General features: G+C 54.3%; 23 protein-coding genes and 1 pseudogene. 4 read left to right on the top strand and 20 right to left on the bottom strand.

Features of this window, described 5'->3' with window-relative positions; genetic code table 11:
• Window positions 1-89: 89 nt before the first annotated feature.
• The 11 genes from ACA059_RS10050 to ACA059_RS10000 all read right to left on the bottom strand — a co-directional run bounded on the left by ACA059_RS10050 (window position 90) and on the right by ACA059_RS10000 (window position 13,008).
• Window positions 90-1,673, bottom strand: coding sequence for a type VI lipase adapter Tla3 domain-containing protein (locus tag ACA059_RS10050; RefSeq protein WP_497633661.1), 1,584 nt, complete (start codon window positions 1,671-1,673; stop codon window positions 90-92).
• Window positions 1,673-3,820, bottom strand: a complete 2,148-nt coding sequence (locus ACA059_RS10045) for a T6SS effector phospholipase Tle3 domain-containing protein (protein WP_497633660.1) — start codon at window positions 3,818-3,820, stop codon at window positions 1,673-1,675. Before ACA059_RS10045 ends, ACA059_RS10050 begins: the two co-directional genes overlap by 1 nt.
• Before the next feature lie 55 nt (window positions 3,821-3,875).
• The gene (locus ACA059_RS10040; RefSeq protein WP_497633659.1) at window positions 3,876-4,613 is read right to left on the bottom strand and encodes a hypothetical protein; all 738 of its coding nucleotides are present in this window, start codon (window positions 4,611-4,613) and stop codon (window positions 3,876-3,878) included.
• Between the two features lie 50 nt (window positions 4,614-4,663).
• On the bottom strand, window positions 4,664-7,168 hold the full coding sequence (locus ACA059_RS10035; protein WP_497633658.1) for a type VI secretion system Vgr family protein: 2,505 nt from the start codon (window positions 7,166-7,168) through the stop codon (window positions 4,664-4,666).
• 191 nt (window positions 7,169-7,359) lie between these two features.
• Entirely contained in the window at window positions 7,360-7,875 is a 516-nt protein-coding gene (locus ACA059_RS10030; protein ID WP_017338154.1) for an Hcp family type VI secretion system effector, read from the bottom strand.
• Between the two features lie 917 nt (window positions 7,876-8,792).
• Entirely contained in the window at window positions 8,793-9,344 is a 552-nt protein-coding gene (locus tag ACA059_RS10025) for a hypothetical protein (protein WP_497633657.1), read from the bottom strand.
• Complete coding sequence (locus tag ACA059_RS10020) at window positions 9,277-10,296, bottom strand: hypothetical protein (protein WP_497633656.1); 1,020 nt, start codon at window positions 10,294-10,296, stop codon at window positions 9,277-9,279. The genes ACA059_RS10025 and ACA059_RS10020 overlap by 68 nt, the downstream gene beginning before the upstream one ends.
• 321 nt (window positions 10,297-10,617) lie before the next feature.
• Window positions 10,618-10,908: a hypothetical protein gene (locus ACA059_RS10015; RefSeq protein WP_415765021.1), complete on the bottom strand. Its 291-nt coding sequence runs from the start codon at window positions 10,906-10,908 to the stop codon at window positions 10,618-10,620.
• 131 nt (window positions 10,909-11,039) lie between these two features.
• On the bottom strand, window positions 11,040-11,585 hold the full coding sequence (locus ACA059_RS10010) for an NMCC_0638 family (lipo)protein (RefSeq protein WP_497633655.1): 546 nt from the start codon (window positions 11,583-11,585) through the stop codon (window positions 11,040-11,042).
• Window positions 11,586-11,842: 257 nt separating this feature from the next.
• Window positions 11,843-12,307: a hypothetical protein gene (locus ACA059_RS10005; protein WP_497633654.1), complete on the bottom strand. Its 465-nt coding sequence runs from the start codon at window positions 12,305-12,307 to the stop codon at window positions 11,843-11,845.
• 275 nt (window positions 12,308-12,582) lie between these two features.
• Window positions 12,583-13,008: a nuclear transport factor 2 family protein gene (locus ACA059_RS10000; protein WP_497633653.1), complete on the bottom strand. Its 426-nt coding sequence runs from the start codon at window positions 13,006-13,008 to the stop codon at window positions 12,583-12,585.
• 344 nt (window positions 13,009-13,352) lie between these two features.
• Here ACA059_RS10000 and ACA059_RS09995 point away from each other — a divergent pair, with 344 nt between their 5' ends.
• Window positions 13,353-13,985, top strand: a complete 633-nt coding sequence (locus ACA059_RS09995) for a TetR/AcrR family transcriptional regulator (RefSeq protein WP_497634649.1) — start codon at window positions 13,353-13,355, stop codon at window positions 13,983-13,985.
• Between the two features lie 186 nt (window positions 13,986-14,171).
• On the opposite strand, the gene ACA059_RS09990 is transcribed toward ACA059_RS09995, so the two are convergent.
• Entirely contained in the window at window positions 14,172-14,321 is a 150-nt protein-coding gene (locus tag ACA059_RS09990) for a hypothetical protein (RefSeq protein ID WP_497633652.1), read from the bottom strand.
• Between the two features lie 75 nt (window positions 14,322-14,396).
• On the opposite strand from ACA059_RS09990, the gene ACA059_RS09985 reads away from it, so the two are divergent.
• Window positions 14,397-15,263 carry an alpha/beta fold hydrolase gene (locus tag ACA059_RS09985; protein WP_497633651.1) on the top strand — a complete coding sequence of 289 codons (867 nt, stop codon included), beginning with the start codon at window positions 14,397-14,399 and terminating at the stop codon, window positions 15,261-15,263.
• Here the strand turns inward: ACA059_RS09985 and ACA059_RS09980 are convergent.
• From ACA059_RS09980 to ACA059_RS09970, 3 genes and pseudogenes are all read right to left on the bottom strand, one after another.
• Window positions 15,187-15,618 carry a bleomycin resistance protein gene (locus tag ACA059_RS09980; RefSeq protein ID WP_497633650.1) on the bottom strand — a complete coding sequence of 144 codons (432 nt, stop codon included), beginning with the start codon at window positions 15,616-15,618 and terminating at the stop codon, window positions 15,187-15,189. The genes ACA059_RS09985 and ACA059_RS09980 overlap by 77 nt on opposite strands.
• Window positions 15,619-15,688: 70 nt before the next feature.
• A pseudogene (locus tag ACA059_RS09975) lies at window positions 15,689-16,073 on the bottom strand (c-type cytochrome).
• A gap of 140 nt (window positions 16,074-16,213) precedes the next feature.
• Window positions 16,214-16,768 carry a YdeI/OmpD-associated family protein gene (locus ACA059_RS09970; protein ID WP_497633649.1) on the bottom strand — a complete coding sequence of 185 codons (555 nt, stop codon included), beginning with the start codon at window positions 16,766-16,768 and terminating at the stop codon, window positions 16,214-16,216.
• Between the two features lie 268 nt (window positions 16,769-17,036).
• Here ACA059_RS09970 and ACA059_RS09965 point away from each other — a divergent pair, with 268 nt between their 5' ends.
• Window positions 17,037-17,255: a hypothetical protein gene (locus ACA059_RS09965; RefSeq protein WP_497633648.1), complete on the top strand. Its 219-nt coding sequence runs from the start codon at window positions 17,037-17,039 to the stop codon at window positions 17,253-17,255.
• 186 nt (window positions 17,256-17,441) lie between these two features.
• Here ACA059_RS09965 and ACA059_RS09960 read toward each other — a convergent pair whose 3' ends face one another.
• Together ACA059_RS09960 and ACA059_RS09955 are read right to left on the bottom strand one after the other, a co-directional pair.
• Window positions 17,442-18,524, bottom strand: coding sequence for an alkene reductase (locus tag ACA059_RS09960; protein ID WP_140894600.1), 1,083 nt, complete (start codon window positions 18,522-18,524; stop codon window positions 17,442-17,444).
• 28 nt (window positions 18,525-18,552) lie between these two features.
• Window positions 18,553-19,293: an SDR family oxidoreductase gene (locus ACA059_RS09955; protein WP_140894599.1), complete on the bottom strand. Its 741-nt coding sequence runs from the start codon at window positions 19,291-19,293 to the stop codon at window positions 18,553-18,555.
• A 100-nt stretch (window positions 19,294-19,393) separates the two neighbouring features.
• Between ACA059_RS09955 and ACA059_RS09950 the strand changes: the two genes are divergently transcribed.
• A complete protein-coding gene (locus ACA059_RS09950) occupies window positions 19,394-20,353 on the top strand; it encodes a LysR family transcriptional regulator (protein ID WP_140894598.1) in 960 nt (319 codons plus the stop codon).
• Between the two features lie 204 nt (window positions 20,354-20,557).
• On the opposite strand, the gene ACA059_RS09945 is transcribed toward ACA059_RS09950, so the two are convergent.
• From ACA059_RS09945 to ACA059_RS09935, 3 genes are all read right to left on the bottom strand, one after another.
• Window positions 20,558-21,460: a pirin family protein gene (locus ACA059_RS09945; protein WP_140894596.1), complete on the bottom strand. Its 903-nt coding sequence runs from the start codon at window positions 21,458-21,460 to the stop codon at window positions 20,558-20,560.
• 4 nt (window positions 21,461-21,464) lie between these two features.
• Window positions 21,465-21,887, bottom strand: a complete 423-nt coding sequence (locus tag ACA059_RS09940) for a DoxX family protein (protein WP_497633647.1) — start codon at window positions 21,885-21,887, stop codon at window positions 21,465-21,467.
• 100 nt (window positions 21,888-21,987) lie between these two features.
• Complete coding sequence (locus ACA059_RS09935) at window positions 21,988-22,857, bottom strand: NmrA/HSCARG family protein (protein WP_497633646.1); 870 nt, start codon at window positions 22,855-22,857, stop codon at window positions 21,988-21,990.
• Window positions 22,858-22,862 lie beyond the last annotated feature (5 nt).

The raw sequence follows: 22,862 nt of genomic DNA, 5'->3' as shown, positions 1-22,862 counted from the left end.
CTCAAGGTTGCCCAAAATCCATTCATCAATGGCGGCGGGAACTCGGGGGCAAGCTTACCCCCGAGTGATAACGGCCCTCTGACGACTTCTTAGAGATCATCCATCCAGTTGGATTTTGGTTTCTGATCGGCTAGAAACTCTTCCAGTGTGTGATCCTGCTGCACGACCGACACTTTAGGCGTCGGAGGAGCAGAAGACATGTCAGGCGCCTCCTCAGTACTGGCAGTTTGTGGCATCAAGGTGACCCCGAAATGATCATTGCCGGAAGGCTTTTTGCCAGGCGTTGGTGAGGTCACGGCGATGATCGTCGCCTGATCCTGGCGTCGCATCGGCATCACCACGCTGGTGTCGGCATTCAGGTAACTGGCCATCGTGGCCAGCGCGAGGCCCACGAAAGGTGAAGCCGAGCCCGTGTCACCCAATCGCTGACTGAGGTCGTAACTCTCTCGTGAATCGAGCAGATCAAGCGAGCTGTTTGCCGCGCTGAGCGCTGGCAACAGATCAGCCAGTGGCGTGGTGTTCAAGCCGCCATCGAAAAACACTCGGGATGGTTTTTGAGTGAGTCCGTCCGTGGCAGTCTTCCAGCCGGCGGCCAGTTTTACGGTCAAGGCTTCGCGTTTGAGGCGTTCTCCGTTATCTGGCCGTAGCAGCGACACGGTGACCGGTCGATGCAGTTTGGCTAACACGGGCAGCGCATCCCACTGCTCGAAAGCGCGTTGGGTCCAGGGTTGAGGAATGAACTCCGACGGCTGGAACTCCACCGTTGGTTTACGTGCGCCCCAACCGGTGAATTCCGGGTCGATCTTGTTCTCGTTCACCTTCGCGAACTGGGCGTAATAACGCAGCCATTCGACGCGCTCGGGACGGCCGACGACCATGGCGACCATTGAGTCGGTGAGTTCGCCTGGTTGCCGTGGCCCGGTGCCGAGACCGATGGGTTTGTTACCCTTCGTGCTCAACGCCAAGGCCATGTTGAAGCCTTCATTGGCGTAGACCAGCAGTGCCGGCAGATCGGGATTGCGCTCGAAGGTCTGGAACAGCGTCTCCAGTAAATTTTCGGGGGTATCACTGCAGACAATTCCGTCCTGCACATTACGAATGCGATGCCAGTGCAACCCGGCGGGGCCGCGCAGGTCGTTGACCATCACCGACAGGCTTTTCTGGGTTCTTTCAGGCGTAAAGCGCAGATTCGGTGTATCGGGTTTCCAGCCACGAACCACGGTTACGGTCGGAATGGACCATTTCTCCAGGAAATCGCGCAAGCCCAACTCCAAGGCATCTGCTTCCCTCTTCTCAGAGGCGGCATCCTTGTCATCGGCGGTTACCGGGTACTTCTTCGGGTCCATGGGCAGGATGCTGCCGACGTGCAGGGCTTCGGATTGTTTGGCATTTTGTTCTTGCAAGGTCTGCCAGGCCTGGCCTTGGCGGTAGACGTCAAGGCTCATTCCGATGCTGAGCACATCGAGTGTTTCCAGGCGAGGCGAAGTGGCAGGGGCGCGGTAACGAGTATCAGCAGGCATGGCGGCGGCCTCCTTGGCCGAAGTATAGGCAGCCACGGGCGAAGCCGGGCTGGCAAAGCAACGGCTAGCCGTCAATGAATGTTCAGCCGATTGAGCCAGATGACTGGTCAGCAGAAGGCTGGTGAAAGACAGGTACGTAAAGAGTTTGCGCATCAAGGGACACCACCAAAACGAATGGGCTCGCCATCCTTAAGTTCAGTCCGGGTCTGCGTGGCCACCAAAGCGGGCATCTGATCCTTCACGGCGTCAGGCGGCTTGCCACTCTTTCGATAGATCGCCGTGGCGTCGATCAGCGGTTTGTTTTCATCCTGAAGATAGAGCGCCTCCACGTCATCATCCGGTCCGTCACTCTGTAATTCCGCGTCAGCCTGGGCCCTGCCTTTGGTGCGGGTGTTCCCACAATCCAGCCGCCAATCCGCAACACGGCACAGGTACGCGTAGAACGTCGCATCATCAACGCTTTCACCCGCACCAATCGCCACGTCATAGGCCAGCACTTGACGACTGTGTTCAGGATTGTTCGGGATGGAAGAGTGAAAAGACTGAGCCTCCGAGTATTCCTCACCTTGCAGACGCAGGCGTGCCTCGTAGGGCGTTTCTCCACGAGTGATCAGGACCATGCCATTGCCTTGAGCCCGAGCGACAAACACATGGGCGCATTGAGAGGCTTCCTTGCCTTCATTGCGGGCCTTTTCAACACTCTGGACATCTCGTCCATATTTGAAGGCCAATGCCTCTGCCATGGTCTCCTGGCGGCTGCGGCGCGCTTCTTCCGGCTCCCAGCCGCCATTGGCCACGCCGATCGAGGCATCGACAGGGTCCAGGGTGTTCTTGATCTGGTACACACCACTTTTTGAATCTTCGCCAGGGGCTGTAACGACACCGTCAGTAGAAAAGTCCACCTCCGCTGGTACCGGCAATTGCGGAGCAGTCAGTATCACGCTGGCGTTCTTGTCAAGGCCTCCGTTCGGCAACCGATCCATGAAACCCAGCCCGGTGTCTTCCCAAGGGTGTTCGCTATCCAGACGTAAGAGATAGACGTAAGGAGGCACATGCGAACCGACCTTTTCCTTCTCGCTATTACGCTTGCGCAGGGTAAATACGCGCTGGTGGAAACGTTGTGGAAGCACCTTGCGCGCGGGTCGGCCGTCAACCTCTTCACCAACCCCCTGCCAGCCAATCCCCTGGACGTTTTTAAGGCCGACGACCTGATCCTGGGGCGTGAAATAGAGAAAGGTACAGCCGCGATTGTCCCGTTCGTTGAAGGTAATCTTTTGCCCGCGGATCGTGGTTTCACACGCTGAGGTGCCCGTCCAGCCAGGCCCGCCAATAGCCCCGTAACCCTGAATGTTTTTAAGCGCCACGCCCGACAGCACCGGAGCCGGATTAGGGCTGCCAGCAATGAATTGCAATATGCCATTAAGCGTGGCGATACGAGCGCCCGTCGTTTGCTGCCCGCCCCATTTCTGGACTTTATCCATATTGGGCTGAAACAGGCTGTAGGGTGAGTTGAACATAACCACGCCATCAGCGGGTTTGGCACCGTCCTCTTTGAGGAATGCATGGGCCAACAGCGTGAGGAGCGTGCCCTGGCTGTGCCCAACCACATTGACCGTATCGTTCGGATGACGTTTGCGAATGATCTTGATCAACATGGCCAAACGCATGGCAGCCAAAACCATGTAGCGACGGCTGGCGGCTGAAAACAGGGGGTGGGTCATTGTGCCCCCTATTTTGTTGAGCGAGATAAAGCCGAGCAGCATGCCGTTGAAGCCCTTGCCCCACATATCAGGCAGGTTGGTGGTGGCATTGGCGAACTGACCTCCTTCCTTGGTCCCGGCCTTGTCCAGGCGATTACCGTCACGGTCCAGCCATTGACCGTGGGCCTCGGTTTTTTGGATGAAGTCTTCTTCCTCGCGAAACCCCCAATAGAACGGGACAACCACACTGCGTGGTTGGCATCCATCACTGGAGGCACCGAACTTTCGTCGGAAGTACACGGCATCGGGGTTGATTGCCGTGCCGTCATCGTCGGAGGGCAAGCTGTAGCTGGCCGGCATCAGAAATCCCGGATTATTCGCCCCATTGGGTAGCGTGCGCGGCATATCGAGACGTTCATTCAACCCTTGGCACAGGCCACGTTCGATGCGCTCGTAGCACCCGGCCAGATCGTTGACGCCGTGTACGACGATGGTCACACAAGGCTTCGGTGGCGGCGGAATGAGATGTACATCGCCACCGCTGGGCATGGTGATCGATTGCGTGGAACAGATTTTTTTGTTCTGGACAGCTTCAGTCATCGCTCAATTCCTCCTTGAAAATTATCAGGGTCATGTCGGGTTACCAAACTGCCGCCTATTGGCGTTCAGGCTCGAAGACGAAGGGGTCTCCCTGATTTAGGAAGTGCAATAGGTAGCGTGCAACCGGTGTTTTGCCATCAGACAGTAAGTAATCTATCTGCAGCCCGACCGGGTTGTTTTCTTGCTCGGACCCAAGGTACGAATTGTTCGGATAGCTGAACTGGCTTTGTGGCGCCTTGCGAATCGCAGCACAGGATGCAAACAACTGCGGCAACGCGTAGAGGTGTTGGCCGTGTACCAACAACACTTGGGTGTAGCGATCACCCCGGCCATTGCTGACGTATTGCATTTCCAGGCACGCCGAGGTGCCCTGGCGCCAAGCCCTGAGCAGCGCCAGGTTTTCCGGATCGATGGAGTTACCGACGCGCCATGCCGGGGGTGTGAGGTTGATGACGTCTCGCAGCGGCCAGCGCTGCTTGCCAATCGCCAGGGCGTCTCCATCAAAGACAATCTCGGGTGTGCCTTTGACAGGTTTCAGGGGCAACCCGTCCGGCGCAGTCCACAGCGCCTGGTCATAACGTTCATAAGCCGGACGCATGGCATTGACCCAGAGACAATGCCTCGGCAATTCCGAGCAAGGCATTGCCAAGTCGGTCCCAGCCCCCGCAAACAGGTTGTCGCCCAACGACTGATAGAAAGCACGGTAGTCGGTGAACTTTACCGGGGCGGCATGCGCCCCGACGGACAGGCTCGCGCCAAGTAATACGCCCAGAGAGCGGTTGAGCTTTCTCATCGATACTCCTTGCCTTGATGCAGCCCGGATGGGTGGTCCAGAAAATCGTTTCAGGAGGATGGAGGCTTATGCATGGCCACGTTGGCGATGTTCATGGCATCCTTCTGCAACAGCTGCGTGGCGCCCTGTGCATCGGTCACCCCTTCGACCACTTCGCCGCTGGACAAGGTGATTTTGTACGGCATGTTAGGCATCGCCGATTTTCCATCGATCTGCTTGAGCATGAACCGTCGCTGGGTATCGCCTACTTTGAATTTTGGCAGCTCCGCTTCCAGGCTGGTCGCGCCGAGCAGGCTGTGTTTGGCCGCCTTGACGATCAGGTTGCCTGGCATTCCCAATTCGATATTGCCACCCTTGAGAGTGATGTAAGCCCCGCCGCACATCAGCGTGATGTGCTCTTTGGCCGAGATCAGCACGTGCTGATTGCTCGCGCTGACTTCCACACTCTGGTCCGCCTCCAAGCGGATGTTGTTCTTCTGAGCCTGCAACAGCATTGGGCCCTGGTGAGTGATCTGACGCATTTCGCCGCTGTGGGCAAACATCCCCAGGTCGGTACCGGCGTTTAGGACAAATTTCTGACCCGATGTCTGTTGCTGATTCTGTTGGGCAACAGTGTCGATGTGTCCACCGGCCGCCACAGTGACGCTGTTGGGCGATGCCGCCGCGATACCGGCCTCACCGCTCACGGCAATCGCCGGCTTCCCTCCGTTGCTCTTCCCCGACTCATCGTTTGCGCCGTTGCCCAAGTCGCGGACCGCATCGCTTAGCGTCTTCTGGGGTTCGGTATCATGGCCCACGCCCTGATTGTCCTGGGCATAGTCGCCCAAGTCCTTGGCCAGTTTCAGCGCCGCCTCCAGGACCTGAACCACAGAAGCTCGATTGAGGTGCCCGCCGCTGGCATTCATTTGTTCCTCGGTACTGAGTAACAAGCCCTTGGCCGCCCGAAGCGCGCCATGTTCATCCGTGCGCAACTCGAAACCTTCGCCTCGGGGCTCTCCGCCGCTCGGACGTGGATGGGTCAGGTAACCCAGGTGCAAAGCGGTGCTGCCGTGATCGCTCATCAAGGCTGCACTGATCTGTTTGGTGGTGTCGTCAATACGCAGTTCGTTGGCCCGAGTCCCCTTGTACTCTTTGCTTTTGATAGTGCTGAGAATCTTGTGATTGGGCAGTTGGTAAGGCGGCATATTCGTCGCACGGTACGTGCGGCCAGTGATGATCGGCTGATCGCAATCGCCATCGAGGTAATCGACGATGACTTCCTGGCCAATACGTGGGATCGCCATATGGCCCCAATCCGCCCCCGCCCAGTTCTGAGACACCCGAACCCAGCAAGAACTGAATTCGTTGTTTTTCCCTTCTCTGTCCCACGGAAACTGGACTTTCACCCGGCCAAATTCATCCGTGTAAATCTCTTCTCCCTCTGGCCCTACCACCGTAGCAATCTGTGGCCCGTCAATAACGGGTTTGGGCAGGGGCGTAGTTCGCCACTCGGTTTCTTCGGAAATGATCTCGGCGGTGAAGTCGTAACTCACGCCCATTTCAGCGCCTGCGGACTCTTCCTGCTGACTGGCGTGCTGCACGCCCTTGTGCGTGATCCTTACCGATCGCCACCAACGATTGAAATCTTCTCGGGGATGGCCAGAGAGCTGGAAAGAGAACCCTGGGATCAAACGCGGATCGTCACCTTCAACAATGGCGATTTGAGCGTCTCCACGGTGGCCTAGTAGCCGATTCTGCGTGAAGGGCTTACCGGCGGCGCTGGCCTTGTAGCGACCTGGATAATCGTAGCGTTCATAGTTCTGGGCCTGATGCTTCAGGTCATCAGCGGCGAGGTTTTGTTGTTGATCAAAGGATGGGCGCTTGAATGTGTAATCGCGTTGCGTCTGCTCGGCCGAACGTACGTTTTCGGTGTAACTGAACGCGTAGAGGACTGGTTGTATGGAATCCGCCGCCGGTTCAGTGGTGTACAACACCGGAGCGCCCTGAATACGCTCCTGAACATAGAGCTTGTCACCCTGAATCAGCGTGTGTGTGGTCGCATCACATTTGAAGAAATAGAACAGGCCTTCCTCACTGGAAAGCCGATCGAACAGATAGAGGTCCGTGTCACCGGCCTGGGCACAGTATTCGCGCGGCAAATGTTCGGCGTTAATGTGTTGCTGGTAGTCGAGAATGCCGTGTTCGCTCAATAGCGACTTGATTATTTCAGGCACATTTTTCTGCTGAAAGATACGCCAGTTAGAGCTCAAGGCAAGTCGAGCGAGTTGCGGCTCAACCACTGCGCGATAACGTGTTCGTCGGAACCCCGTTTTGCCTTGAGTGAAGCTGGACACCAATCCATGAACATGGCGCACAGCCGTGCCGCCTTGCCAGATCGTGAGCAATGCTGGCTGATCGAGGACCTTGCCAAAATCAATGTTGGGGTTGTAGCTGGCCAGCTCGACTATTAGTCGATAAGGCTCACAGAGGGCTTCCTCCAGCGTGAACTCTACGACCTCGAATTCCATTTGCCCTGACAACACGGAAAAAGTGAACTTCAAATCCCTCTGACGCATTTAACTGTTCCTTAGCAAAATAGTGAGTGTGTCGAGTGAGAAAAAGAGTCCACACATGTCAGGTATCAGTTTAATTTCTTGATTAAAGCGGTATATGGCTTCCGCACCAGTGTGGGGTTGTATAGGTTCTGGAAATGCGAAAACAACATCGACCAGCAGAGCTGGCCGATGCTTGAGACGGTCGGCCTGATTTAGGCGACCGGCTGACGCCAGTCATCGGAACCCGAAGTACCGGATACTTCGTGGGTCCAGGTGATTTTGCGGTAGGTGAATTGCACTTCTTCCAGGTGCGTGAAGTGGGAGTTCGACGGGTCCTGGCAGTTGTGCATTTTGTTGTTGATGGCGACGATGATCGCGTCTTCCAGTTTGGTGGTGTAGTAGTGCTCTTGGGTACCCTGAGCAGAAGTACGGAACCACTGGATAACGATTTCGCTCATGCGCTCGCCGGAGGTCAGAGCCGCTTGCAGCAGTGGCGAAGACTTGTCGTAGACCTTGGTAATCACGACTGGTTTGTGTACGCGCTGACCGGTCGGTTGGCCGGACTGCGGGTCACGCGGGATGATTACGTCGTGGTTGAAAGCCTGAACCATGACCTGGTCTTCGTGACCTTCTTGGTAGGTGTTGCCAACCGAGTCGGCGGTGAACGCGCCGGCAGTGATCAGACCTTGTTTTTCGCCAGTGACGGACATGTACGCTGGTGTAGCCATGGATGTGCTCCTTGCTAAATAAATGAGGGTGCCCGGGAGGCGAAATCGCCCGGTGGGTGCCTAACACTTATCAAGGTGCGTGCCAGAAAAGTTGAGGACCAATCAAACCGGGGGGATGGCCGAGGTTTTTCAATCGCTTGAGTGATTTTCAAGGGAAGACACCCCACAAAGTGCGCAAGAAGTTGCGCAGTACTGCGCAACTTCTTGCGCACTCGGCTGGAGTGCCACGGCGGGCATGGCTCTCAGCGATGTTGGAGGGGTTTTTCGTGGAATAAGTGCGCAACTTCTTGCGCATAATGGCGATTAGGCATCGGTGGATGAAGATGGTGTGGCCAAGCTGTCGCCGCTGACCGAGAGCTGACCTGTTAACGGCTCTATTGTCGGCTGAAAACTGTCCCAGGTTTCCAATTTACGCCCATTGGCTTTCGAGTAGGAGGACACGGCTCACCGGACTCGAAATCAGCAACCTGCCCTAGATCAAATCACGATCGACAGGGTCCGTCAGTTTTCAATCCGCGCCGAGCCCCTCACCACAGACAGCAATCGGCCAAAAGCCGCCGGTCAAGAGGGGCAGCTTCCGACACGAAGCTGACACTGGGCAGCGGGAGCTACCGGCAACTAGTTGTTATCCCGCTTTTTTCTAAAAAAAAGACTGCTTCCGTTATTCGAAAACCAGCCCGACAAAGGGCTTTGCCAATTAAAACCAACCAAATTCTCCATACGCTTTATTGGCCTGTAAATAAGCCAAGCAGATCAATAGATTTGGAGCCAAATTTCCACTCTGGATCGATCTGTGACCTGCCTCTTGGGTCAGACAACTAAAATCGATTACATGAGGTAGCTACACCAGCGCACTTCATTGCCGCGATATCAGATGCACTGGATTACTCATGACCTACACTCTTACACACGCAACGTTAATACTTGTACTGACCACAATCATTTCCCGTATAGCAAAACATCTGACCTACTCTTCTTCCTTTAGTATCAAAAATCTCGCCGAGAGAATTATAAATAAAAATATGTTGATCTATATTAACCTCCCACCTATTTGGATTTCCTTCCAGACCCGATTTCCCCATTGACAGTATTGCCTGCTGCTTATTTGACTCTTTTCTCTCATATCCATACAACCTATATGTAAAGTAACCTTTGGGAAATCCAGGGGTAGCTTCCTTGATATAGCGCACCCCGTAACATATTCCGGGATCAACATTATACATAGCCACTGGATCTCGCACTTGGTTAGCAAATATGAATTTTATTCCTACCATGTGGACATATAATGGGCTGCCGGCGTCGAAATTCCCTGATAAATAATCTCTCCAAGGCATCCCGCTAATCATAGGACAGTATTGACTTCTGGAAGAGAAAAAAGGTTCGGCAGCAATAACCAGGACACTATAGGCAAGCAAACTTGTCACTTGTACAAACCGTAACGCCACCAGTTGGATATTGCCTCGGTTCATATTTCATTCTCCAGTCAATTGAGTCGCCACTCGGGCCATCCCGAACCCCAGATCCGTCTCCTCCACGCGCCCCTGATGCACCGCTTCCCCCGGGTTGCATAGATTGCGGAATGCGCCATACAGTGGAATTATCCGCTGCGCCCGGACGACCTGGCACATGATGCGATTGATCTACTCCATTTTTAAAGTGCTTGAAGTGATCTTTTCTTCCCTCTTCTATTACAGCTTCTCCTCGCTTTGCTTCACCTTGTAGATGCTCAATAGCGGAGTATTTATTATTTAATCTAGCAAGCCCTTCAACAACATTCGTAGGAAACTCAAGACTCGAATTTTCATTGCCCAGCTTCAGCCCCAAATAACTGGCCACATCCTTAATCATGTTTGTACAGTTCTGATCAAACAGGTTATAATTTTTATTATCCCACTTCTCCGCTATTTGCTCTATCATCCTTGCTTGTTGCTCGCTTACATATGTGTCGTAGCTTACAGAGCTAGCCATGTCCGAGAATTCGTACTCTACGTGGCCGGGGCCAATTATTGATGAGTATATTGGAACTTTATCATTACCTGTTTTATCTGGGTAGAAACCAGCGACCATATAGTAAACTGTTGTGCCGTCTGGTAGTTCTTTTCCCAAATACATAAAAATATGCCCAACGAGGGACTTCGCATAATTGTCAGGATCTTTTGAAGGTGGTCGAGCCCTAAAAGATATTATATCTTTCCCAGCCTGCGACTTTGCAATCAGGCGGATAACATGATTAATTTTTTTAGTTGACGGCGAATATCCGTCATCCACTGGTCCTTTTTTAGGATCAATCATATTTCCGCATTTGTCGGCAGCAGCATCAATAACGGAGCACTTTAAAGAGTCATCAGAATAACAGTACTGGATAGCATTTAGCCAAAAACATAGAACCAGCACCATGTTAAAGCATAGATATTGATTCATGTTGTTACCGTTCATTATGACTTATTGTTTGCCGTTAAGCATATTGCTTCCAGAGTAGTAGATCTTTCATTTTCCACAACCCTGAGTCGATCGAGTTTTCGTTACAAGTTCGAAAGACCGCTATATGCATGTGGATTTTTATCTGTAGTCATTGGCAATCAGGGTCTAAGGTGAATAACACTAAGGCTGCTATCGGCGAAATTCTGCCGTTGCTCACCGGCAGATATGGGTCGTTTTCAGCCGGTCACAACAGGCAGAAAACGACCCTTAGCCGTCATCCAGTTGCGGACTGACGAACATTAGCCAGATGTCTTGGGATGACTAGTGCTTCGACGCCTGAATGGCTTCTTCGAGCAAAGGTCCCGTGATTCGTCGACCGTTGTAATCATCGACAAAGTAATTGATTCGGTTAGCCAAATGCTGAATAGACAGCCAGCCCAAGCCCTGGTAGTCGCGCAATTCCTCGTCGTTGAGCTTAATCAGACATTCGTAACTCACAAAAGACGCCTCGCAGTTGACGAGGACATAGATTGAGCCATCTCCTGCGCGAAGAAGCTGCCAGTAGTCGTCCGTTGTGTGATATGTCGCAGGCGCGAGCTGAACCAGATCCATGTTTGATTTTCGTACATTACCTTTCAGTTTCTAACCATAACATGACTGCGAGCGCACGATTCTCAAATGCCCGCTATGGGCCGACTACTGCGCGTCGCTGATGCGCAACCCATTGAACGCAGGGATTGATTCTATTGATTGATGATTGCTGCCGAACCAAGCACTTGAAGTTGTGCGGATTCAGATGAGGCGGTCGTGAGGGTAAACAACATTTTTCGTGTCGCGCTTGGAACTGACCATTCGTAGGAAAGAGTTTGAATTTGCCCATTTGCGGGAGATTGTGTTTGCTCGTTTTTTACCAGTGTTGAGATAAATGGAGAGGGTGGATTTGCGACCATTCCAGTGAACAGTTTTATAGCGGTCTCAGTACTTGCCCTGCGGACATGCACGGCGCAAAAATTCTTGCCGCTAGGAAGCGCGAGCACAAACGTTCCGTACTTGTCTGGAACAGACCAAGCGTCGCCAGGATTACCTGCCAGGAACAGTGCCGCCTTTTCGGGAGGAAGGCTTGGGATTGGCCTCAGCTTTTCTCGGAGTGCTTCCAGATTTGGAAGGTTCTTCATGCAAAGCGATGCGTAAATTTTGGCGAATGAGTTGGCTTGGTCGTCACCTTCGCTGGCAAGGCAAGCATTCGTACCTAGAGTGATCATGAGTAAGGTGGCGAAAAATCTGGACATGCAAATCCTCCCTGGAGATATCACGATCAAGCTAAGCAGGATTTCAAAAAGTTGCCATCCGAATAATTTGCCTCCGTAAACATGCAGGGAACAAAGGTTCGAGATTCAAATTAAAGAGTCCGCTTTTGGCCGTTATCTGCCTTTGGCGAAGGGCAGCAACCGACCCTTTGCTGACACTCAGAACTGTCTCTGAGAAAGCGCTCCAGGATACGGGGTGCGCGCCATGGGGGAGCGGAAAACGAGTGCGAGTCCGCAGATCAGGCAATGCGCTCAGGTCGCCTTGCGCAATCATGGTGTGCCAGCACTGGAGGGACAGGATGGCCTGCCGCCTTAGCGGCTGCCTTTGAAGGGGGAAAGTGGTTGCGTGTTACTTGTGGGGATTGGGATATCTTGGAGTAAGTGTCGATATCTGTTGTAGCAAGAAGGTAGCGGCCATCCTTAAACATTGCGAAGAAGGTTATTTCCCGTTCTTTATCACGTAGCAACCAACCTGCAACTAGCCCGACCGGCCCTAAAAGTAATACTCTAGCCAGGCTCCATCGAATAATGCTTGCTTGTTTTTTTACGACTTCTTCGGTTGCTGCTTCCAATTCCTTTATGTTTGATATGGGTATCGTTAATTTAAGATACGGTTTTAATACGGATCTTAAGGTGAACAGACCTGATTGGAACTCGGCGTCGCCTGCCAGAAAATCACCGGATATCACGTTTATTCTCGACATGGTTTTCCTCTGTTAACCGTAAGAGCAACCTACTAAAATCAATAGTGGCCAGATAAAACGGGATGCTGAGTGTGACTTCAATCATCCCGTAAACTGGGGTAATCGTATTGAGTTGAGGGCTGACTCTATTGAATTAGCCCGAGAGCCCAACATGAGAACTTGTATACGTGCTCCGGTAGACTCATCACGTTTGATCTGCAATCACCATGTCCTCGAACCCATACCGAGGAAACAGGGTCGCTTCCTTTCCTTAAAGGAGCTGGGACCACCGTGGGTCAGCTCTTGCTGGCTGCTAGATAAGCGCCCAGGCGCCGCCCCATCTCCTCACCCAGAGCCTGCGCGCCACTCAGAGGTCGGATCATCACCTCGAAATCGACGATCTTGCCTTGCTCGTTGAAGCGGATCATATCGATGCCCTTAAGCTCTCGGCCGCCGACACGGGCGCTGAACTCCAGCACCACGCTGAGAGCGTCGGCAGTCGCTAGTTCGCGGTGATAGGTGAAGTCCTCGAACACCTTAATCACGGTATTGAGGATCGTCGATACCACGGGCGCTCCGGAATACGGGGTGTGCGCCAGGGAGCGGAAGACGACCTGCGAGTCCAGCAGGTCAGGCAAAGCGCTCAGGTCGCCTTGCGCAATCATGGTGTGCCAGCGCTGGAGGGACACGGTGGCTTGGGGGTGTAGTTTGAGTTCAGACATTTTCAACTCCTGTTGGTCACTTGGGTTGGGGGCGGTGGTCTGGGGAGGCAGATCAGACCTCCGCGGCCAATCGCGAGCCGTGGTTGATCCGACTTGGCGTCCAGTTCAGATGCAACATTGGCAATACCGATCCGATGCACGCTCTGCCCGGCGGTGGGGTGCTAAAGAGGATTCGAGATCTTCGATCAGAAAAGCGAGAGGAACATGGCTTCTCCTTGGACTTGTTGTGAGCTGAGGCTAGGCTCGTATCTTATCGGTGTCAAGATACTTAGCCATGTTAGGATTCCGCCATGAAGACGCCCGCCCGTAGGGCCTACCCACCACTTTCTGGAATCGAGTAGATGATGGCGAAAACAAGCGTACGAACACGCGATACCTACCACGTGGGAAATCTAGCGCCGCTGCTGCTTAGTGCCGCCTGGGAAATGCTCGAAGAGGTGGGACCCACCAAGCTCTCGCTACGCGCCGTTTCCGAAAGGGTCGGGGTCAGCGCCACCGCCGCCTATCACCACTATGCAAACCGGGCCGAACTCCTCGGGCATCTTGCCGCCCAAGGTTTTCGAGAACTTGCCAAGGTGCTAGCTGCCAGGGATTTAGCCGCCACGGAGGAGCAGAAACTTCGAGAGGCATGGATGGCCTACTTCAGCTTCGCACGGAGCAACCCGGCGCTTTACCAACTCATGTTCGGCCCTGAATTCGCCTCTGGAGAAATGATCCCGGAGCTTCGTGTAGCCCGCGAAGACGCATTTGGTGAAAACAAGCGCATCATCGCGGAGATTCTCAGGCTCGACGTTGAAAGCCGGGAGGTACGGGGAGCTGCCCTTGCTGGCTGGTCACATATGCACGGACTGGCGTCGCTGGTAATACATGGCGTTATGCAGTTCCCCGCTGGCACTAGCAATGAGCGTTTCGTGGACACGGCACTGCTGGGTTTTGCGCATCTCTTTTGTGCAGGGCGCAGGGACCAGAGGGATTAACCATCGTCGAACAGCAACGTATCTTGTGGAACTGAAGACAGATTGAATGGCGGCTTTTGGCCGATTCTGTTGAAAAAGTCGGTCCTTCCAAGCTACTCGCGTACTGATTGCTGAAAACGCCTTTTTTGCACGCAGCTACGCGAAATCTGAGTCCCGAATCCTCTGCTAAAAGTAAAGATTTCAATCTCAAACGCGTACTTTTATGCTGTGGAAACCATGCCCGACTTTTTCAACAGAATCGGCCGTTTTCTGCCTGTCACGAAGGGCAGCAGTCGCTAACTCTCGCAGATCGAAGTCGTTCAACTGATTAATTTCATCACGGGTGATGTTGAACATTTTTCCTCGTCTAAGTGGCCACGGATCATATGCACGCCAGACGCTGTCTTAACAACAGGCCAAGGGGGGGAAACCATGACAACGCAAAAATTAACCATTGAAGACTTGCAGTTGAACGTTTCAATCCGCGGCCAAGGCTCACCGCTGCTGTTGCTCAACGGCCTGGGTGGTTTGATCCGTACCTTCGATCCCCTGCGCGATGAACTGGCGGATTTCAGGACCATAACGTTGGACGTGCCCGGGGTCGGAAAATCGCAAATGCCGCGCTGGCCGATGCGTCTGCCACGCCATGCCGACCTGATCGCCGAGATGCTCAAGCAATTGGGAGTCGACCAGGTCGATGTGTTCGGCGTGAGTTGGGGCGGTGCATTGGCGCAGGAATTCACCCTGCGTTACCCGAGCATGGTGCGCCGGCTCATCCTCGCAGCGACCTCGGCCGGCCCGGCGATGCTGGTGAAGTCCGCCGACATACTGGATTTTTTTGGCAGGAATAAAAGCGCCAAACTGCGCAAGCAGGAAGGCTCGCGCAATTCGATACAGACGCTGCTGCGCTTCGGTGTGGTGAACGGCATGCTCACGGCCAACCCGCGAACCTATTACTACCAGCTCGCCGCCTTGGTCGGCTGGACCAGCCTGCTGCGGCTGTTCCGTCTGCGCCAGCGCACGCTGATCCTCACCGGCGAACGCGACACCCTGGTGCGGCTGTACAACGCGCACATCCTGCGCCGCACCATTCGCCGTGCCGAACTGTACGTCCTGCAGGGCGAGGGGCATTTTTTCGTGGTGACCAGCGCCAGGCGAACCGCCGAAGCGATACGCGAATTCCTCTGCCAGCAGCACGGGGATGAAGAATCCGCGTCTGAGCTCAGATTGAAAAGGCCGGCCGTTCGCCCAAACGCTCGACCAATCTTACGAGGTACCCATCGGGATCCTGGACGATGAATTCGCGCTGGCCCACTTCAACACTTTCGGCTCGATACCAAGTGTCTTTGCACTCTCGAAACAGTGGACATCCCATCTCGCCCAGTTTCCGGATGACGGGTGCGACTGCCTTCACGTCAATTTGCAGATTGATTCCTCTTCCAAATGGCTTGCTCAAGGGGGCAGTCAGCCATTGGCCTGCCTTTGGATCAACCTGCTCAAGCATGACTTGGGCACCATCCAGGTCCAGGTATGCGAATCCATCTTCCGGGCGTTGATAAGCCACTGTGAATCCCAGGCAGGACACCCAAAAAGCCAGGCTCCTGTCCAGGTCGGTAATCATTAATTCTGGAACCAGTTTATTACGCTCAAACATGAGATGACTTCCATTTCAATAGCTCATTCGCCAAAGGGGGCAGTATAAGTACGTGTGTGGGCAATCAATATTACTGCTTTGCATATTTTGTAATTGCACCACTCATGTATTGATTCAAATCGCGCAGATCCTTAATCCTCCAAGCGTACGGCGACAGCTTTATACCATTCTCTCGCAAAGTTTTTGGAATCAAGTCCCCGTTTGGACGAAGTATTATCGATGAGACAATAACGCCCGGATAATCATTTGATCGTTTTTTTAAAAGCGGTTGTTGTAAGGTCAGGTGCAGGAGGATTGCTTTTATTAGCCAATGGTCCTGTTCCTTTGAGATCTGTTCCGTGGCACATGCTACATCTCTGTAAATATAGATTCTTCCCATTACCATTATCCGCGAAGGATGGTGATGTTTGAATTAGCGATAAAATTCCTAGCGAAGCGATGAATAATATTTTCATTGTTTTTATCTTCCTTGATGGGATCAGCGTCGATCAAACGCGATCAGGTGCGCGGGAAAGGTATCAGACATCGTGTCGATACACACACACACAGTCATTTCTAATGCTCATTGAATCAACTCGTTTTCCAGGCGCTCCATTTAATGATTTTCTGCCTCGGGCGCACGGAAGGCCTTACTGTAGTAGCCGGACTGGTCGAAACAGCAAACCTGCTTCTTGCCGGATGCAAGCATATCGCAGGTATCACCAATTCGTTTTGCGCGCGTCTTGAGTTGCTTGGCTGAAGTAAGCCAGTGTATCCAGTCTACTCGTGCGATGGTCGTCGTATTCTTCCAGACTTCAAGAGCCTCAGGAGTTGCTGCCAGTGCCTCCTGAAAATCTGCCGGGATGTCAGGCTCGGGTTCCTTCTTCACAGGGGTAAGCTCTAGTGTAACGACATCCCCAACGACCGCGCCTGCGGCTTCGAGTAACTCTCTACTTACCTGCAGCCAATGGCTCAGCTTACCATCCGGCTCAAGGGTTGCCTGGAAAGGGTGCCCATTGATTGTGCCTTCAACTGTCGTCCTTCCTCGCCTCGGAAGCTGTTCACTCGCGTCTCTTGGCAGTACTACGAACGCCCACGACGTATCATTACCAGGCTTTGCCGGACGAAGTAGCTTTGCTTCGAATCGGGATTTCACATCGATTTTTGTCATTGCGACTCCTCCAACTAATCGGCTAACTACTATCTGGCGACATCACTGTCGGTTTTAACCGCGACGCTACCTATTAGACTAGTCTGTCCAGCGGCTGCTTTTGGCCGTCTGCTGCCGGTCGAGACTTAAAAGCGCGAGTCAAAATTTGGTGCAAATGAATGGTCCATTCGAATGCAAAGAGTTGGGTAGGTCTGTGAACGACCAACCCGATCGTAACCAGCGACGATATTGAGTAGGATCTCTCCCACACCACTCAAGGATGATAGCCATGTCGGATAGCTCAGAAAGCAAGATAGCAACGGCCGACGCACTGACATTACTCCTGCACAACCAACATGCCCTAGCTGCCGCCATCGAAGAAATTACTTTGTGGCTTTCAGCAAATGGAGTAGATAGTGTCGCCACTAACGCAACGCTAGCTATGGAAACGTTGGATATCAACTCTCAAACCCTCACAGATGCCATCATGCGACTACGCCAGTCCTAAGCATCATCAAACGCCCTTTCTTATGGGCTGGTCTCGATAAATGTGGCGAATTCGAACTCTGTGGAGAGGGGGAAGGTGACATCCACTTACCCCCATCTGCCTTGCCGCTGTATGACCAACAGGCGTTGACGTGACTACTGAAAGTGAACGGCCATCAGCGGACACTCCCTCCTCGATTCGCCATCTTCAAACGCTCTGCCACATCGGATAGTCCGAATACCCATCTCTTCCTTGCGTAAACCAGGTGTTCATTTCGCTGTGAGCAAGGGGCAACTGCCGCGCTAATCGTTGAGGAAGGTCGGGGTTAGCAATGAAGGGCCGCCCAAAAGCAATTGCGTCCGCCAACCCGGCCTCTACATGTGCCTGCGCACGGGAAAAATCATAGTCCGAGTTGAGGATCAGTACCCCACTGAACACCTCGCGGATTACCCCGGCAAGCGGCGGGCGCTCGGACTTGCCAAATGTACCGTCCAGCGGAGGCTCGCGTAATTCCAGATGAGCGATTCCAATCGAAGACAGCACCTCGGCCGCTCGCTTGAACAATGGCTCGGGGTCACCGTCACGCACACCCTGTTCATAGCTGCTTGGAGTCAATCGGACGCCCGTTCGATCTGTGCCGATGACCTCCGCCACCGCTTGCGTAACTTCTTTCAATAAGCGGATTCGATTTTCGATTGAACCGCCATACGCATCGGTTCGGAAGTTTTCGCTGTCACGCAGGAACTGGTCGATCAGGTAACCATTGGCCGCATGAATCTGTACGCCATCAAAGCCAGCCTTCATGGCATTGCGGGTTGCTTGGCGAAAGTCTTCCAGCAGCGCGGGGATTTCTTCCGAGGGTAATGCACGCGCTGGGGTATAGGGTTGCTTGCCTGCGTAGGTGTGCGCCTGACCCGGCGCGGTGGTCACCGATGCCGACACCGGCTGTCCACCCCCCAGAAAACTGGGGTGCACAACACGCCCCATGTGCCAGAGCTGCGCGATGATTTGACCGCCGGCGGCATGCACCGCATCGGTTACTTTGCGCCAGCCAGCGACCTGCTCGTCCAGCCAGAGGCCTGTCGCATAGGGCCATCCCAAACCTTGTTGGCTGATACCAATGGCTTCGGAAATGATAAGACCGGCGCTGGCTCGCTGACGGTAATACTCCACCATCATGTCGGTCGGAATGTGGTCGCGAGTACCGCGCGCCCGGGTCATTGGTGCCATCAAAATACGTTGCGGCAGGTCGAGCGCGCCGAGGCGCAGGGGATCAAATAGCGTGGTCATGAATAAGCTCTCAGATTAATGGACAGGATCAAACCAGGCGTGCGCCGCCATCAATGTTGAGCACGGCGCCGTTCATGAAAGTGTTGGTCATCAAAAACACGGCTGCCGACCCTGCTTCCTCTGATGTGCCCAGGCGATGCAAAGGCAAAATCTGCTCCAAAGAGGCTACGAACGCGTCGCGACCCTCGCCCAGGGCCTTGCCCAAGATCGGTGTGTTGATCGGGCCGGGCGACAGCGTGTTGACGCGAATCGGTGCCAGCTCCAGGGCCAGTCCGCGAGCCAGTGCTTCCATCGCTGCCGATGCAGCTGCGAGTACGGCAGTGCCGTAGGCATTGGGACGATCCGCAAGAGAACCGGAGATGAAGGTAATCGACCCGTCTTTTGCGAGCCTGTCACCGAGGGCACGGATTGCACTGATCGCAGCCCAGATACGCTCGTCGAACGCGCGGTGCAGATAGTCGACTTCAGCGGTGAGTACGGTTGCGGCGACAAACGTACCGGCGAGCAGTACCAGATGGTCGACGACGGGAATATCCGACAGTGCTGCTTCGACAGCAGCGTTGTCGGTCACGTCCGCCGCGCGCCATCCGTCCAAACCGTGATCGCTTGCAGCTTGCTCGGCGCGAGCTGCGTTCGAGCCAATCACGATGACCTTGGCGCCTGAGGCCTTCGCTTGAATGGCAGTCGACAGACCGATCCCCGAGGTGCCGCCGAAGATAACCACTGTGCGGTCGGCGAGTGAAGTTGGAATTGCTTGAGTGATCGTCATGATGAGTCTCCGCTGGAACACCTGAATGGCGTTCGATGGAGAGAGACTAAAGCTATGAAGATAGATTGATAATTGGGGCCGAAGTCGCTTTACTAGTGCCATGAAGGAACAAATTGGTTTAGACCGTTTAACCGGGCTCATCGCCTTTGCACGAGCGGCCTCGCTGGGCAGCTACACCGCTGCTGCGCGAGCCCTCTCGGTGTCCCCCTCTGCCATCAGTAAAAGCGTGCAACGGCTTGAGGAGCATTTCGGGCTGATGCTGTTCACACGCACGACGCGCTCGCTAATTCTCACACCGGAGGGGCGCGACCTTTATGAACGGGCCCTGCGGATTCTGCGAGAAGTAGAAGACATTGATCAGGCAGCCGTCGCTTCCCGAGCCGAGCCTTCAGGTGTTTTGAAAGTGACTGCCCCGCTGCCCATCGGTTTGAACATCCTGGCGCCTGCACTGCCCAGGTTTCGTGAGCAATACCCCAATCTGGCAATCGATCTGAGGCTCGGAGATCAGTATTCAGACATCATCGAGCAAGGAATCGACGTGGCGGTTCGAGTGGGCAACCTTGCGGATTCGCGCCTGGTTTCACGGCCTCTCGGGCCCCATCGAATCGGCGCGTTTGCATCACCTCAATATCTCCAGCGCAAAGGCATACCGCTCACTGCTGAGGATCTTGCCGATCACGAGTGCGTGAACTTTCGTTACCAGAGTACAGGGCAAAGTTTGCGGTGGCCCTATCAGGCGGGTGACAGGCAGCTTGAGCTGACGCCAGATTCAGCTTTTACCGTTGATGCCAGCGACGCGGTCGCGGCGGTACTGGCCGCAGGGGGCGGTATTGGTATCTCACCGCATTATGTGGCTGCGCCCTACGTTCGCCGTGGAGAATTGATTCCAGTCCTCCCGCAGTTCTCCGTGGAACGCTTCGCCATCACCGCCTTGTGGCCGGAAAGCCGTCGAGGCAGCCCCAACGTGAAAGCATTCATCGCATTTCTGATTGAGCTGTTCCCTTCAACGCCTCCGTGGGATGACGCGGTGAACAAGGTGGCCGCCGCGAGACGCGGCTGAACGATTCAGCCAATCTGTTGCATCGACCGGTTGAATCCACAGCCAAAAGCGGACGCTGGAAAGAACGTGCTGATCAATCAAGATCCTTTATGCGCCGTAAGATCAAAGACGTTGTAGACAAGTAATGGCGAGGTAAATCCATCAGGGGATGCCGGCAGTATTCAGATGACATAAGCCCGGTAACCGCCGATGGATTGCAAGCCGTCAGCGGAAAACCGGAATCGTCCCCGACTCTGTACGACGGTCCCCCGCATCCTTCAACTTCTTACCCAACTCGGCTATGCGACACTCGCCCGCCTCAAGCGCCTGCGCACTTGTATGCACAGAATAGTATCCGAAGTGTAACTGGTGCGGATGGGGTACAGCTGAACCCAAGACGAATACTGCGTCCTCTCGGCTTGATGCCTGTAGGGTAATAGGTGCCTCGCTGGAGTCGAAACTAACCATCTCACCAGCATGAATAACGCTTCCAGCATTCAGCGCCCCCTTGGCGAGCGCGAGCCATCCGACACTGTGCCCAGCCGGGGGCTGATACACCCAATGCTCTCCTGGCTTTAAAGTAACCAGCAAATAATTGACGTCCTTCGGCGCAGGGACAGGGCTTTGCACGCCTTGGTAGTTGCCGAGGATGATATGAGCAGGCTGGCCCTCATTGGAACCCACTGACTCGATGTAGCGACTTTCAGGCTCACCGTTTTCGAGCTCTGCCGGCAAGGCGATCCACAGTTGAAATCCCTGAATGCGAGGAACTTCCTCGGCAGTCAGCTCTTTGCCATGCCAGATACCTCCACCGGCCCGCATCCATTCGACACCGCCATAACCGATAGTCCCCTCCCCGTTGTCCGGATCGTTATAGCGCACCCGACCCTCTGTAAACACCGTCACGGTGGCTATACCCGAATGGGGATGCAAAGGCATGCTGGCCATCGCATGGATGGCATCTCCACTGACGTCAAAGATGTCGAGGAACACAAAGGGCTTGAGAATCTGTCCCAGATCCGAAGGGCTCATTAGACGGGTAATAGGTCCATGACCTACCGTTCCTCGCGTGTACTGCGCTATACGCCGTGATGAATTCATATCAAGGTTGGTTGGGGACATAGCCATGGTTTCAGCTCCCGGAAAGTCGGGCTTGCGTTGAGCGGATAAGATTCCAGATTCTCGCGCGGTGCAGCCAGGCGATACTCGCCGTGATCAGCATCAGCACGATTGCCGGTACGGGACTACCGCCAATAACGAACAGGTGGGTGAAAGTAGCAAAGCACATGGTGACCGCCAGCAGCAGACCGGCCAGTCCTGCGGTGACGGGTATCAGTAAGGCGATAGCACCGGTTACTTCGACCAGTCCCGTCACCGTACGGAACCACTGACCCAAGCCAATATGTTCGAAGACCTCGACCATCATTGGCACTCCAGCAAGCTTGGCACCGCCAGCTGCCAGGAACGCCGCAGCGGCAACAAGACGTAATCCGAGGGACGTGTACTTGACAGCTCTGCTCGGGTTGTTCGACTGAGTGGAAGGTTGGTTGCTCATAGTAGTGTTCTCTTTAGAGGGTTCAAACCCGAACGAGGACAGATTTATTATGGGTGCAACGCACTGGCCCAAAATAAATCCGTCCCCTTGCCCTAGCTGTTTAAACCTCAGCAATGGCCTCGCGGACGAAGTCTTCATAGGTGCGCAGCGGGTGCCCGATAATGGCCTGTAGCCGGTCCACTGTTCCTTCAGCTGCTTGCATGCCGAACTTCTGGATACCCGCCATCATCAGGCGCATGTCATAAGCCAACCAGGCGGGGCCGTACGAGGCCATTTGTCCTTCGAAGGCTGCTACATCATCACCACCGTAGGCGATCTCGCGACTCAGGGCGGAACTCCAGATCTTCGCCACGGAGGCACCTGTAAGTGCTTGCGGTCCGACCAACTCCAGCGTTACACGATCCAGGGCAGAAGATGCCTTGTCACGTCGCAGCAGCTCTGCAACGGCGACATCGGCGATGTCGCGCGCATCTATCATCGAGACGCCCGCCGAGCCGATTGGCATCGGGTATACCGAGTAGTTCTGAATCGTCTGCTGGACCATGCGATCGTTTTGCATGAAGTAAGCCGGGCGCAGGATGGTTGCAGGGATGTCGAGGCTTTCGATCATGCGCTCAACCGTATGCTTGCCGGTGAAGTGCGGAACATTGGTGAACTTGTCGGCATGAATCACCGACAGGTAGACGATGCGCTCGATGCCAGCCTCCTGAGCGAGGTTCAGCGTGATGAGGGCTTGGGTGACCTCATCGGGCGTAACGGCGTTGAGCAGGAACAGCGTCCGCACCGACGACAGCCCGACGCGCATCGAAGGTACATCGGTAAGGTCTGCGACAACTTCAGTGACGCCTGCCGGGAAGTCCCGCTTACCAGGTTGGCGCACAAGGGCTTTGACCTCGGCGCCCGCGTCGGCAAGGCCCTGAGTGATGAGTGAACCAATGGTGCCCGTGGCACCAATAACGAGAATGCTCATTATGA

This window comes from Pseudomonas sp. LBUM1647 (genome assembly GCF_059716175.1).
This window is presented reverse-complemented; position numbering and strand designations above follow the sequence as displayed.

What these genes read in the sequence shown, in the direction of transcription:
- ACA059_RS10050 (WP_497633661.1), bottom strand. Translation starts at nt 1,673, where the DNA reads ATGCGCAAACTCTTTACGTACCTGTCTTTCACCAGCCTTCTGCTGACC.
- ACA059_RS10045 (WP_497633660.1), bottom strand. Translation starts at nt 3,820, where the DNA reads ATGACTGAAGCTGTCCAGAACAAAAAAATCTGTTCCACGCAATCGATC.
- ACA059_RS10040 (WP_497633659.1), bottom strand. Translation starts at nt 4,613, where the DNA reads ATGAGAAAGCTCAACCGCTCTCTGGGCGTATTACTTGGCGCGAGCCTG.
- ACA059_RS10035 (WP_497633658.1), bottom strand. Translation starts at nt 7,168, where the DNA reads ATGCGTCAGAGGGATTTGAAGTTCACTTTTTCCGTGTTGTCAGGGCAA.
- ACA059_RS10030 (WP_017338154.1), bottom strand. Translation starts at nt 7,875, where the DNA reads ATGGCTACACCAGCGTACATGTCCGTCACTGGCGAAAAACAAGGTCTG.
- ACA059_RS10025 (WP_497633657.1), bottom strand. Translation starts at nt 9,344, where the DNA reads ATGAACCGAGGCAATATCCAACTGGTGGCGTTACGGTTTGTACAAGTG.
- ACA059_RS10020 (WP_497633656.1), bottom strand. Translation starts at nt 10,296, where the DNA reads ATGAATCAATATCTATGCTTTAACATGGTGCTGGTTCTATGTTTTTGG.
- ACA059_RS10015 (WP_415765021.1), bottom strand. Translation starts at nt 10,908, where the DNA reads ATGGATCTGGTTCAGCTCGCGCCTGCGACATATCACACAACGGACGAC.
- ACA059_RS10010 (WP_497633655.1), bottom strand. Translation starts at nt 11,585, where the DNA reads ATGTCCAGATTTTTCGCCACCTTACTCATGATCACTCTAGGTACGAAT.
- ACA059_RS10005 (WP_497633654.1), bottom strand. Translation starts at nt 12,307, where the DNA reads ATGTCGAGAATAAACGTGATATCCGGTGATTTTCTGGCAGGCGACGCC.
- ACA059_RS10000 (WP_497633653.1), bottom strand. Translation starts at nt 13,008, where the DNA reads ATGTCTGAACTCAAACTACACCCCCAAGCCACCGTGTCCCTCCAGCGC.
- ACA059_RS09995 (WP_497634649.1), top strand. Translation starts at nt 13,353, where the DNA reads ATGGCGAAAACAAGCGTACGAACACGCGATACCTACCACGTGGGAAAT.
- ACA059_RS09990 (WP_497633652.1), bottom strand. Translation starts at nt 14,321, where the DNA reads ATGTTCAACATCACCCGTGATGAAATTAATCAGTTGAACGACTTCGAT.
- ACA059_RS09985 (WP_497633651.1), top strand. Translation starts at nt 14,397, where the DNA reads ATGACAACGCAAAAATTAACCATTGAAGACTTGCAGTTGAACGTTTCA.
- ACA059_RS09980 (WP_497633650.1), bottom strand. Translation starts at nt 15,618, where the DNA reads ATGTTTGAGCGTAATAAACTGGTTCCAGAATTAATGATTACCGACCTG.
- ACA059_RS09970 (WP_497633649.1), bottom strand. Translation starts at nt 16,768, where the DNA reads ATGACAAAAATCGATGTGAAATCCCGATTCGAAGCAAAGCTACTTCGT.
- ACA059_RS09965 (WP_497633648.1), top strand. Translation starts at nt 17,037, where the DNA reads ATGTCGGATAGCTCAGAAAGCAAGATAGCAACGGCCGACGCACTGACA.
- ACA059_RS09960 (WP_140894600.1), bottom strand. Translation starts at nt 18,524, where the DNA reads ATGACCACGCTATTTGATCCCCTGCGCCTCGGCGCGCTCGACCTGCCG.
- ACA059_RS09955 (WP_140894599.1), bottom strand. Translation starts at nt 19,293, where the DNA reads ATGACGATCACTCAAGCAATTCCAACTTCACTCGCCGACCGCACAGTG.
- ACA059_RS09950 (WP_140894598.1), top strand. Translation starts at nt 19,394, where the DNA reads ATGAAGGAACAAATTGGTTTAGACCGTTTAACCGGGCTCATCGCCTTT.
- ACA059_RS09945 (WP_140894596.1), bottom strand. Translation starts at nt 21,460, where the DNA reads ATGGCTATGTCCCCAACCAACCTTGATATGAATTCATCACGGCGTATA.
- ACA059_RS09940 (WP_497633647.1), bottom strand. Translation starts at nt 21,887, where the DNA reads ATGAGCAACCAACCTTCCACTCAGTCGAACAACCCGAGCAGAGCTGTC.
- ACA059_RS09935 (WP_497633646.1), bottom strand. Translation starts at nt 22,857, where the DNA reads ATGAGCATTCTCGTTATTGGTGCCACGGGCACCATTGGTTCACTCATC.